The following is a 12,520-nucleotide window of genomic DNA, read 5'->3' on the forward strand; positions in this document are numbered from 1 at the left end:
CGCATAACCGGAGGCGGGCGTATGGCCACATTTAAACGGCTGAGGTACCGGCATAAAATCGCGATCATCATCTTCGTTTTCGCGCTTCTGCCGATGCTCGTGCTCGGTTCGTTCTTAACGAGCCGGATCTACAACAGCAAGGTGAAGGATATATTGGCCGAGAAGAACGCCCAGCTTGTGAGCAGCGTGAAGGGAATCAACGCGCTGCTCGTTTCGAGCGTCAATAAAATCCTGTTTATCAACAACAACTACTACATCATCAACTATTTGGAGACGAACTCGGATCAGAATCTGGTCGGCATCATGGACTTCAGCGATTATCTCCAGAGCGTCATGAAGGCGGCAAAGACGGAGAACACCCAGACGGAGATCGTTATTTACGCCCTTAAAGATACGAACTACGACGGCGAGTTTTTACGAAGCATTTCGAATTTGGAGAAAGAACGGGGCCACTCGGGAATGAGTCTCAAAGAGGAGATCCTGAACGCCAAAAACGAAGATATAGTGTGGAAAATCAAACAAGCGAAGCTGAACGCCAATTCGGATATTAGCCAGGATTATATTTATGCCTATAAAAAATTAATCTCGCTTAACAAAGCGCTCGCCATCATCGAAGTGCGCATTCCGCTGAATGAGCTTCTCGGCTTCTTTCCTTATGACATCCCCAAAGGGAGCTATATTTCATTCGAGGGAGCCGGGGAGTATGGCGATTATAAACTGAAAGCGGGCTCCGGGGATAAGCCGGAATCCTCCTTCTATACCCTCAGCGAGCCCATGAACATGCCAATTGGCCATATTTCCTGGTATGTTCCGAAAAGCCTCGTGATTGAGGAACTGAAGTGGTACTGGGTTTCGGTCGGAGCGATTTTCCTGATCATTGTTGCGATCCTGGTGTTTACGGTCGAGATCGTCTCGCATTATTTGACCAAGCGATTGGAGACGCTGCTTCGCAAATTGAACAAAAACGTAGAAAGCCTCATGGGCGACGACGAGACGATGCTGACCTACTCCAACCATGACGAATTCGAAAAGATAGGCAACTCCTTCTATGAACTGATCCAGAGGGTCAAAGAATATTACAAACGGATCGCGGAATACGAGCTCGAACGCAAGATGCTGGAAACGCAGCTTCTTCAAGAACGGTTGAATCCTCACTTTCTTTACAACACGTTGTCGACGATTCGGTGGATCAGCGAGGACATGCGGGTAAAGGACGCGATCAATTCGATGGTCAAATATTATCGGATCGCCCTGAACAAAGGAAGCGGCATCATAACGATCACGCAAGAGCTGGACATGATCGAGGAATACTTGCGGCTTCAGAAGTTCGCATACGGCAATGATTTCGTCTATAGCATCGAACGCGACGAGGACATCGGCGCGCGCCCCGTTCTGAAGCATTTGCTGCAGCCGGTCGTGGAGAACGCCGTCCTGCATGGACTCAACGGACGCGAGACAGGCGGCGTCATTCGCATCTCGGCCAAGAGACGAGGCGATGACGTTGTCTTCGCCATCTCCGACAACGGGGCCGGCATGGAGCAGGATAAGATCGAGCAGCTGCTCAGAGGCGAAGCAAGCGGCCAGTTCGGGAGCTACGGCATGAAGAACGTGCTTAAGCGGCTGGAGACGTTCTATCCGAAGCGGCACATGCTGGAGATCCACAGCGAGGCTGGCCACGGGACGACGGTTTTGATCCGGGTGCCGGCCGCCGCCGATGCGGAATATCCGCTTGGAATTGCCCGATAACCGCGAAAAGCCTGCGCTGCTGCGCAGGCTTTTTTATGAACATTTCCGTATTGTTGTATCGTTCATCCGTATTTTTACTTTAATTAAGCGCTTTCACGAGGTATGCTTAGTGCCATGAAGGACAGTTACGTTTAGGAGGGAGTACCCGACGTGAACTCGGTCACAACACGCGCAGAGAACGTGGCAAGGCCCGTCAAGCTGGCCGCGAAGCCGAATTGGAGGCGAAAGCTTAAGAAAAGCTATTTCGCCTACCTGCTGATGCTTCCGTCCATCGTATTGACGCTCATCTTCAGTTATTTGCCGATGCCCGGCATTCTGGTCGCCTTTCAGGACCATAACATTTTTGCCGGCTTGTGGAACAGCCCTTGGGTCGGATTTAAGCACATTAGAGAGGTCTTTGAAGTCCCGATGCTGAGGCAAGCGATCCTCAATACCCTGCTCCTTAGCGTCTTGATGATTATCGTCAGCTTCCCGGCTCCGATCTTGCTTGCTCTGCTGATGAATGAGCTGAAGAACGGGCTGTTCAAACGAAGCGTACAGACCTTAAGCTACATGCCGCACTTTCTGTCCTGGATCGCGGTTGTCGGGCTGACGTACTCCTTGCTCGATGTCGACGGGCCGATCAACGACTTGAAGCTGCTGCTCCTCGGCGCGGATGCCGAGCGATCGATGTTCTTGTCCCATCAGGCGCTGTTCGTGCCGATGCTGCTCATCCTCAGCGTCTGGAAGGAAGTCGGCTGGGGCACGATCGTGTTCCTCGCTGCGATCACCTCCATCGATCCGAGCCTGTACGAGGCGGCTAAGATCGACGGCGCCAACCGGTTCCAGCAGCACCGTCACATCACGTTTCCCGGGATGAAGACGACGGCCGTCATTATGCTGATCTTCACGCTGGGCGCTCTGTTCGGCAGCAATTTCGAGCTCGTCTACGGCATGCAAAATGCGTTCATCGATTTCCCGGTCATTTCGACGGTCGTATTCTCTTCCGGTATCCAGCAAGGGAATTACTCGACTGCGGCAGCGGTCGGTTTCGTGGAGGGGCTGGTCGCCTTCACGCTCATGATATCCGCTAACTTTATCGCCAAGAAAGTTTCCCGCATTTCGATCTTTTAACGCAGCCGTTTTGGAGGGTTGTTATGAACTACGAATCCGCTTCTTATAAAGTGTTCAAAGCCGCCAATATCACGTTTCTGTCGGTGCTGGTGTTCATCATGGTGTTCCCCTTCCTGAACGTGTTGGCTCTCGCATTCAACGACCCGCTCGATTCCCAGTTCGGCGGCATTACGATCTATCCGCGTGTGTTCACGCTCGACAACTTCAAGCTGTTGTTCGCGAACGATGAAGTGATCCACGCGCTCTGGATATCCCTGGCGAGGGTCGCGGCGGGAACGACGATCGCGGTCCTCGTCCAATTCGCCTGTGCCTATGCCTTCACCTTGAAGGAGGTCGCGGGAAGAGGGGCCATCCTCATCTTCCTGATCATCCCGATGTATTTCAACGGCGGGCTGATTCCGACTTACCTGATCTACTCCGAGCTGCATGTGTCAAACACGTTCTGGGTGTACATCCTTCCGGTGTCATTCAGTCTCTACAATATGGTCATTATTCGCTCCTACTTGTACACGATTCCGGACAGTTTGGGCGAGTCGGCCCGGATTGACGGCGCCAACGATTGGACGATCATGACCCGCGTTTACATGCCGCTGTCGATGCCGATTATCGCCGTCATGACGCTATGGACCGCCGTTTACCATTGGAACGATTGGACGACGACGCTGTATTACGTGACGGATCACAAGCTGTATACGATGCAATACATTCTCATGCAAATTCTGAAGGAGGGCGAACGGGTCGCCAAGCTGATGGAAGAGGCGTTGATGAAAAATATTACCGTTATTTCGTCCGGTCAGCCTCACATTACGCCGCAGGCGATCCGGGCCGCCAATATCATCGTGACTTCGCTGCCGATTATTATCGTCTATCCGTTCCTGCAGAGGTTTTTCGTGAAGGGCGTTACGCTGGGCGCCGTCAAGGAGTAGAACGACCCGAATTTGAACGTATAAGGTCTCAGTTCATGTAGGAGGTGAGGCTTCGCCGATTGAAGCAGCAGCAGTATGATCAAGGGGCCATGAGAGGGAAGGAAGGGAGGGAAAAAAAAGAACACGCCGGGAATGCGTGTCGAGGCCGATGCGGTCGCCAAACGTTACGGGCCTTTGTACGCTGCCGGACATGTTCAAGGAATTCGTAATGCGGCTTTATTATCTCATGCCATACCGATAACGTCAAAATCAGGAGGCTAAAGAATGAAGCATAGACGTAAAAAAGCACTCTCCGCGATTATTGCGGCGCTCATGATCACCACTTGGATCGCCGGATGCTCAAGTAACAATAATGCCGGCAACGAAAACAAGAATACCGGCACGACGACCAACGCGAATACAACCACGAACTCGGAGCAGACCACCGACCAGACGGAAACGAATACAACCGAATCGCCAAAAATGTACTACGATATGCTCGACACGGTAGCCGACAGCTCGGTGCTTCCGGATTGGACGGGCAAGCAGCTTAACTTAAAAGTCTGGTATACGCACGGCAGCGGCGACGCCAAACGTCCGTCCTCGGACAAAGACGTCGTTACGCCGGAAATCAAACGCGTGACGGGCGTGACTTTCGATAAGGATGGTTCGTTCGATAACGGCGGCCAAGACGTGAAAGTCAAAATGGGCCTCTTGAACGCGTCCAACGATTGGCCGGACCTGGCGTTCGTCAGCGATATGGGACCTTTCCAAGACTTGATTAAAGCGGGCAAGGTGTACGACTTGACCGACGCGATCGCCCAATATGCGCCTCATGTCGCGAAGCGGATGCCGTTTGACGTATTCCCGCTGATCGAAGAGCAAATTACGGCCAAATATTTGGACGGCAAAAAAATCTGGGGCTTCCCGTCGATGGTGGGCAACCCGGACGGTTCGATCAAGCAGCTGAATCCCGAATTCGTTCCTCCAAGCTCTCTCAATAGCTCGCTAGGCTACAACTGGGTCTGGGTGCGCGACGATATTTTGAAAATGCTGTATCCGAACGCCAAAACGCAAGACGAAATCGACGCCTTGTATCTCAAGAACGGCGGCAAATTCACCAAAGAAGAAATCTTCGACGTTCCGATCAAATCGACCGAGGACATGGTCAAATTCCTCTATGACGTTCAAGCGCTCATCAAAGAGAAAGACTTGAAGGAAAACGGCAAGCCGGTGCAAGTCAGCTATGCATTCGGCGGCGGCGACAACTGGAGCTTGATGACGCAATTCTTCAATAACCTGTACCGGATTCCGGCGAACAACAACTATTTTACTTACTACGACAAGGCTTCGAAGACGATTAAGTACTCGTTCCAGCAGGACTGGTTCAAATCCGGCATCTCGCAGTTCAACAAGCTTGTCCGCGACAAAGTCATGGATCCGAACTCGCTCCTTGAGAACAACGCGACTCATCTCGAGAAGCTGAACAACGGTCAATATGCGGTGCCTTACATGTACGATACGCCGGATGCCGCCGTATTGAAGTCCGCGAACAAGCCGTATCGTTACAGAAAGCTGTGGATTGACGCGCCGGTCGATTTCTCCAGAACGATCATGCCTTACGGGCAGAACGGCATCAACTTCTCGATCCTCGTCTTCAAAGACAAAGTGGCCGAAGAAGACCTGCCGCAAGTCATTCGTTTCCTGGACTACATGATCTCCGAAGTGGGCGAGAAAATGTACGAGTGGGGACCGAAGAGCGCAGGACTGTTCGAGGAGAAGGACGGCCAGCGCGTATTCGTCAACAAAGACGTGGAAGACGCGATGGTTTACACGAATCAATCCAACGGCGCGCAGCTCTCTTATAATCTCTTTAACACCCGCATTTCCACGACGGACGGCTACGGTACCGCATGGCCGTACTATCCAAGCTATATGTGGGGCGCAGGCCCTCTGGCTCCTTACAACACGTACACCAGAACGCCAAGCGCGGCGGATGCGCTGGCCTACTTCGACCCGGGTAACCTGCCGGGCGAAGCGCAGTCGGAATTCGCGACTTACATGAACAAAGGCCACGAAATCTGGAACTTCTTCGGCAGCGTACCTGAAGCGGACGCCTTCTGGAAAAACCGCGACGCGTTCGAGAAAGCGCTGACGAAGACGCTGGCAGCCAAGGATGACGCTCAATTCGACTCGATGTGGAAAAATTTCCAAACGCTCGCGGTTCAGCAAGGCGCGGACGAGAAATCGCTGGAGGCCATGACGAAATACTTCAACGAAGTCAATAAAGATTTCTTGGCCAATATCAAGTAGCGCGATAGGGCAAAAAGGCCGGCGAAAGCGCCGGCCTTTTTCCTATTCCGGCAAATAAATAGGAGGGGTTTCGTTGAAGGATCGCATAGAAGCGCATGTGTGGGAGTGCGTAGAGCTCTCGTTCACGGCTGAGTACGAATACGCCAATCCGTTTACGGACGTTCGGCTGCAGGTTCGATTTTCGAGCGGGTCCGGGAAAGAGCTCCTCGTTCCGGGGTATTGGGACGGAGGCAGCCAGTGGAAGGTCCGGTTCGCGCCTGTCGCGGAGGGGGAGTGGAGCTGGGAGTCCGGCTGCAGCAGGCCGGAGGACCGCGGTCTTCATGGCTTGAGCGGGCGGCTGAACGCCGGTTCGTGGACCGGGACGGAGCTTGAAGCGAATCCGAACCGCAGAGGGTTCATCCGCGTTAACGAGAGAGGGAGACATTTCGAATATGCCGACGGAACCCCGTTCTACTGGCTCGGGGATACGCTGTGGGCGGCGCACACGTCCAGGTGCGACATGGAACGGACGCTCCCGGCCTACCTCCGAGACCGCAAGGAGAAGGGCTTTTCCGTCATCCAGATGGTCGTTGGCCATCCGACGGGCGGCGAGACCGACGAAGACAGCACCGGGTATGTCGGTTACTCCCCCCGTGCGTACTTAAACGAAGGCGGGGCGCCGTATACCCGCCGATATGATTTGATCAATCCCGATTATTTCAAGCATGTGGATGAGCGCGTCAGGCTGATGGCCGATATGGGCTTCGTGCCTTGTCTGATGGCCATGTGGGGCCAGGAACTGAAAGCGATGCGGCTGGCGGCCGCAATACCGTATATCCGGTACATCGTCGCCAGATATGCCGCATTTAACGTATGCTGGTCTCCCGCCGGCGAGTATCTGTTCACGTGGGATGTGCAGGCTTGGCGCGAACTCGGTGAAGAAATCGACCGCTGCGATCCGTACGGGCATCCGACCTCCGTCCATTCCGTTGCCCCGCATAGCGGGAGCCAGCACTATCATGCCGAAGACTGGTACGATTTTAACCTCATTCAGGTCGGGCATGTCCTTGCGTTTAAAAATTTCATGGAGTCGCTGCCCGAGATCGATTACCGGCTGCAGCCGGCAAAGCCGGCGATTATGAGCGAGTCATGGTACGAGAACCATCCGAACCGGCTGATGGACGACGGCAGATGGATCGATGACCGTGACATCCGGTTTGCCGCCTATGTGTCGTTGCTGCAAGGCTGCGTCGGGCAAACGTACGGGGCGCACGGCATGTGGTCATTGTTCGACGGCGATGAAGCGGACAAATGGCGCGACGATGAACGGCCGGATCTCTGGGAGCATGATTTGAATCTGCCCGGCTCGACGCAGATGAAGCACTTAAGGACATTAATGGAGTCGTTCGAGTGGTGGGAGCTCGAGCCCAATCGCGAAGCGGTCACGACGGAGCAGGCTAACAGCGTCTACTGCGCCGCGGTTCCGGGGAAATACTACGTGATCTACATTACGGGAGGCCATGCTCCGGCACCTGTCATGGCACATATCCTGGAGCGGTCCGGAGAGCCGTACGACGGCCGGTGGTTTAATCCGCGAACGGGCGAATGGCGGGAGGCGGAAGGGCAATATTCCGGCTACGGCTGCGGCTGGATGTGGAGAACCGTGACGCCCGACAACGAAGATTGGGTTCTAACGCTTGCGAAACGACCGGCGGAGGTGCAACCTGAGGCATGAATTACAAGGTGAACAAAGGGATTATCGAATGCGAGCGAGGCATTCCGGAGTCTCCGCGGTGGTTTTCGGACAGCCGCTTAAGCTTTCAGTTGGATGAGCATGCCGTCACCCAAATCGACTATCATAACCCGATGGCGTACCGCGGCAGCACGACGGTTTTCCTGCAGCGGCTGTGGGATGGCCTTCGCGTTTTCGTGCAGCACGATTTAACGACGTTAAAGCTTCCTTATGAGCATTCCCGGATCTGGCCGTTCGGGGTAGAGTCAAGCTGCGCCTTAGCGGGGGCCGTCTTCCGCCACCGGGTGCTGGCCATCGAGGAGGCGGTCGTCTTCCAGCTCGCCACGCCAGCCGATCTGCCTGCGAATCTCCGCTTCAAGCTGGAGTTCTACAAGGAATTTGCGCTGACGCCTCTGGACGCCGGCGATTTTCGCTTCAACGATCGCGGAGCGAAGCGGACCTGGCAGCCTTGGGAGATCAGCGAAGCAGGCAACGGGATTTATGGGACATTCGAGGATTCATGGGCCGACACGCCCGTGCATCGCGACGAGATCGAGATCAACAACCAAGGTCTTCATCCCAATGAGACGCGCGGCTCCGCCGAGCTTCATATCGGCATGAGCGCGGATTTTCCGCTGCGCATCGAGAAGCGGCCTTACAACGAGAAGTATGTTCTCCTGGGCGAAGAGCCGCTGGAGCCCGGACGGACGTACAGCTTCATCGTCGCGTTCGCGCCTGAGCGCGAAAGCCTGCACCGGAAAATCGGCAGCCTGTTTACGCGCATCGAGGAAGCGGTCCGGGCACAATTCGAGCGCTACGAGCAGGTGAGCCGCCAAAGCCCCGAGCTTGTAAGCTCCTTTAAAGAGCTGAATGATTTTATCGCGCTGGCCCCGATGTACCATGAATCGTCCAAGGTGACGGACGTGCCGGGCGCTATCAAAGCGAAAAACACGATGTACTGGGTGTGGGGCTGGGACGGCATCACGAGCAATTACGCTTCCCTCTATTGGGGCGATCAGGCATTCATCCGGGATATGCTGCGTTTCTACGAAGTGACGGCGGATCCGCAGTTCGGCATCGGACACAGTTATAGGCATGACATGGCTCTCAACAGCGTAAGCGCGCTGCCGGCGCAGAGCATGTATATCACGCTGCTTCACCAGTACTACGCGGCGACAGGCGAACTGCGGGAGATTCAGGAGCGGTATCCGTTCGCGAAGCGGATTTTCAACCTTATCCTGAACAAGGAAGTACAAGGAACCGGCATGTGCGAGGACGCCTCCTTGTTTCCTGATTTTCCGTATTTCATGCTGGAGACCGGGCACGATATCAGCAGCTTGAACAACACGATCTGGTATTGCGCGGCGCGTTCGATGGAAGCGTTGGCGGAGCTGGCCGGGGACGAGGAAGCGGCGAGGGATGCGAAGGACGTATTCGAGAAAATCGAACGGAACTTCCTGAAGCTGTTCTTTGACCAAGACCGCAAGTTCGTCGTCAGCTCGGTCGATTCGAAGACGCTTGAGAAGCGGGACTCGTTCAACTCCAACGCCGTCAAATGGGAGAATCATTACTGCGGCGAGCTGATGGGCCCGGTGGCTGCGGACTGTCTCGACTTCTTCGAGCGGCATATCGTGTGCAAAGCCGGGCTGAGGGAAATTCCGGCGTGGTCCCGGGCGTTCGACATGGATGCGAACCAGCTCCACTGCTGGTGGCCGGTTACGGGCGAATATTACATGCGGTTAATCAATGATCAAAACCGCACGGACCTGATCGAGCAGTGGATCGGATGGGTCAGCTACTGGACGAAGCAGCTCACTTGTCCCGAGGGCATTTCCTGCTATATCGACACGGATAAACCGAACGCCGACCGCTGGAATTCACTTAAGGGGGCCTGGCACAGCTACTCGGTTCGCGGCTGGTATCAGGCGGCAGTCCACGGCGTTGTCGGCGTGGGGCTCGAAGCGGGAGGGTTGACCTTCTACCCGTATTCGGGCGAGGAGATGGCGTTGAGGGGGCTGCGCCTCCTGAATCGAACTTTCGACATCGAGATGAAAGGAAGCGGTCCTTATATACGCGAGATCGAGGTTAACGGGGTTAAGATCATCGGCACGAACAAATTGCCCGTTGACGCTGCGAAAGGCGATGAACGGGTGCATGTGATTGTCCGCCGCGTTGCTAAGCAGCCTTATCCATTTATCATTCAGCAGGGCTATGGCATCGATTTACTAGATTACGAGTGCGAGGGCGGATGTATTTTGGCACGTGTCCAGGGCGCGGGAACAAGCCGGATCAAGCTGGCGGCAACGAGCATGCCGAGCGTGAAGGTTGGCGGCAGGACGGCCAAGGTCCAGTACGACGCGGGCTCTGGCAGCGCGATCGTCGAGCTTGTTCTGACTGCGGGGCAGACGGTGGAACTTGAAATTCGGTAGCCGCGGGGGAACCTAGCGACTACTCCTTTACGGACCCGAGCACGATGCCCTGCTTCACGTATGGCTTCGTGCAGTCCTGTTGAACAATCGTTTGCAGCAGCGTTGCCAGCGGATAATTGTCGTGATTCGTCATATAGAGCATGCTATCGAACCAGGAGTTCCATTGGCCGACCATCGTGAAGAGCGCAAGCGTCACGACGGTCGGCCCGGGTTCGAAGAGGCATAGCATTCTCATACCTTTAAGCTCATGTTATAATGCACTCAATTATGTAGCGAAATGGAGCCTGAGGATGAAACCGAGCGACGCATCGAGTCAGATCTTAAAGCTGATCAACCTGGAAAAGGGCATCTCCCGCAAAGCGTTGTCCGAGGAAACCGGCATGTCGCAAGCGAGCCTGACGAAAATCACGCGAGCCCTGATGGAGCAAGGCTACCTAGCGGAAGGCGAACGGATCGGCAGCGGTTTAGGGAGAAAGGAAGTCCTCCTCTATGCGAGAGCCGACAGGCACCGGCTGCTGGGCGTTGATATCGGAGGCTACAAAATCCGTGCCGCGGTCGCGGATAACAGCCTGACCATTCATGCGCGGGCGGAATGGGAGATGCGGCATTTCGCCGAGCGCAATGACAAAGCGGCGTTCCTGTTGGAGCATATCGAGGATTTCCTAGCAAACAACGGGATTGCGAAGGATTCCATCGACGCGATCGGCGTAGGCGTGACCGGCGTCGTGGATGCCGGACTGCAGCGGATCCTTAACATTCCCAACGCAGAAGGCTGGAACCATATCGAGCTGGCCGCATCCATGAAGCAAGCCTTCGCATGTCCATTGTTTTTGGACGAGGGGGGCCGAACGATGGCGCTTGCGGAGAAGTTCGAAGGCAAAGGCAAGAAGCTGGAGCATCTCATCACGGTACAGATTGGCTTCGGCATAGCCGCGGGGGTTATCGTGAACGGCAGTCTTCTGAGGGGATCGAACAACGTTGCCGGCCTGCTCGGTCATATTACGGCCGACAATAAAGGCATCCGCTGCACCTGCGGCAACTACGGATGCCTGGAAAATATCATTACCTATCCGATGATTGAGTTGGCCTACCGCGCGAAAGGCGGCCAATCCGACTCTTTGCTGGAAGCATACCAGACAAACGACAAAATCGCGCTGGACGCCTGTCTCGAAGCAGGCGAAGCTTGCGGCATCGCGTTAAGCAACATGGTGAATTTGTTTAATCCGGAAGCCATCTTCGTAGGCGGGCCCGTCATTGAGCAGCTGCCGGCGGTATTCGATGAAATGAAGAGGACGATCAAGCTCCGCGCGAACAGATTCGCGACGCAGCGGCTGCTCATGGAACGCAGCACGTTCGGCAGCGACGAGGGCGTCGCAGGCGCGCTTACTCTTGCGAAATCGAAGCTGCTTGGCTGGTTTTGAACGCATAGTAATCCGAGTAACTCATGAGTTCCATGCCGCGCTCCTTGGCGTAGGCGATCATCGCCCGAATATGCGTCAATTCGGGATCGCAGGCAAGGCTGCTCCAATCGTGGCTGCAGTAAACAAAGTCCAGATCCAGCCGAACGGCCTCGTCAATGTCGCGTTTCAGCCACTCAACGTAGCCGGCCACGTTTTCCCACCCGAGCTGTTCCCGCGCAATGCAATCCTGCCAGCCGTGAAGCGGACATTCCAATAGCTCTGGATAGCCTTGCGGTGCATAAAAGTAAGGCTGCCATTGCAGCGGAACCGGCTGCCAATCGCGTTCATTGCGCCCGGCCGATCGGATGATCTTGATGCCGCATTCGCGAAGTACCTCCAGCAAGTCCAGACGGTCTCCTAGCCCGCGGTAATAATTATAAGGTGCCGTCAGGCCCGTACAGGAGATTCCGAGGATATCCTTTAGCGCCTTCTGGCCTTGAAGGATATCTGCTTTAGCCTGTTCGAACGAAACACCGGGAAACACTTGAATTCCCTCTTCATTCTCTTGCACGACGGTCTTGAGCAGCACGTGCGAATACGTATGCTGGTGAAACTCAAGCCATCCTTCCTCCGCCGCCTTCCGGCATTGCTCCGCATTCCGCTCCAGCGTCTTCCCTACGATGAACATGCTCGCGGGCGAGCGAAGCTCGGCGTGCACCTGCATGGCCTTCTTCAGAAATCGGTCCGTTCGCTCATCCATCGCTTCGACGTCATAGCCAATTAACAGCTTTGCCACCTCTTGATCACCCCTTCGTTCGATAAATTGATTTACACAATAAATTATATGACCGGATTATCGCGAAAGTAAAGGCAGTTTGTCCATCCAATTCAAGCGTTTCGCGT

At 54.9% G+C, this 12,520-nt stretch carries 8 protein-coding genes and 1 pseudogene; 7 read left to right on the top strand and 2 right to left on the bottom strand.

The window, feature by feature from the left end; genetic code table 11:
- Nucleotides 1–21: 21 nt before the first annotated feature.
- The 6 genes from DL346_RS25750 to DL346_RS25775 all read left to right on the top strand — a co-directional run bounded on the left by DL346_RS25750 (nucleotide 22) and on the right by DL346_RS25775 (nucleotide 10,217).
- Nucleotides 22–1,746 (top strand): sensor histidine kinase, encoded by a 1,725-nt coding sequence (locus tag DL346_RS25750; protein ID WP_112885259.1) that lies wholly within the window; start codon nucleotides 22–24, stop codon nucleotides 1,744–1,746.
- Nucleotides 1,747–1,896: 150 nt separating this feature from the next.
- Nucleotides 1,897–2,859, top strand: coding sequence for an ABC transporter permease (locus DL346_RS25755; protein ID WP_112885260.1), 963 nt, complete (start codon nucleotides 1,897–1,899; stop codon nucleotides 2,857–2,859).
- 23 nt (nucleotides 2,860–2,882) lie between these two features.
- The gene (locus DL346_RS25760; RefSeq protein WP_112885261.1) at nucleotides 2,883–3,785 is read left to right on the top strand and encodes a carbohydrate ABC transporter permease; all 903 of its coding nucleotides are present in this window, start codon (nucleotides 2,883–2,885) and stop codon (nucleotides 3,783–3,785) included.
- Between the two features lie 264 nt (nucleotides 3,786–4,049).
- The gene (locus DL346_RS25765; protein WP_112885262.1) at nucleotides 4,050–6,077 is read left to right on the top strand and encodes a type 2 periplasmic-binding domain-containing protein; all 2,028 of its coding nucleotides are present in this window, start codon (nucleotides 4,050–4,052) and stop codon (nucleotides 6,075–6,077) included.
- Between the two features lie 73 nt (nucleotides 6,078–6,150).
- Complete coding sequence (locus tag DL346_RS25770) at nucleotides 6,151–7,791, top strand: glycoside hydrolase family 140 protein (protein ID WP_112885263.1); 1,641 nt, start codon at nucleotides 6,151–6,153, stop codon at nucleotides 7,789–7,791.
- Complete coding sequence (locus tag DL346_RS25775; protein ID WP_112885264.1) at nucleotides 7,788–10,217, top strand: glucosidase family protein; 2,430 nt, start codon at nucleotides 7,788–7,790, stop codon at nucleotides 10,215–10,217. Before DL346_RS25770 ends, DL346_RS25775 begins: the two co-directional genes overlap by 4 nt.
- A 64-nt stretch (nucleotides 10,218–10,281) precedes the next feature.
- Here DL346_RS25775 and DL346_RS29955 read toward each other — a convergent pair.
- Nucleotides 10,282–10,410: pseudogene (locus tag DL346_RS29955) on the bottom strand (carbohydrate ABC transporter permease); the annotation flags it as partial.
- A 97-nt stretch (nucleotides 10,411–10,507) separates the two neighbouring features.
- On the opposite strand from DL346_RS29955, the gene DL346_RS25780 reads away from it, so the two are divergent.
- Complete coding sequence (locus tag DL346_RS25780) at nucleotides 10,508–11,638, top strand: ROK family transcriptional regulator (RefSeq protein ID WP_165822677.1); 1,131 nt, start codon at nucleotides 10,508–10,510, stop codon at nucleotides 11,636–11,638.
- Here DL346_RS25780 and DL346_RS25785 read toward each other — a convergent pair.
- Nucleotides 11,601–12,413 (bottom strand): polysaccharide deacetylase family protein, encoded by an 813-nt coding sequence (locus DL346_RS25785; protein ID WP_112885266.1) that lies wholly within the window; start codon nucleotides 12,411–12,413, stop codon nucleotides 11,601–11,603. The two genes, DL346_RS25780 and DL346_RS25785, sit on opposite strands and share 38 nt — an antisense overlap.
- Nucleotides 12,414–12,520 lie beyond the last annotated feature (107 nt).

The organism is Paenibacillus montanisoli, from assembly GCF_003268025.1.
GTDB lineage: Bacteria > Bacillota > Bacilli > Paenibacillales > Paenibacillaceae > Paenibacillus_Z > Paenibacillus_Z montanisoli.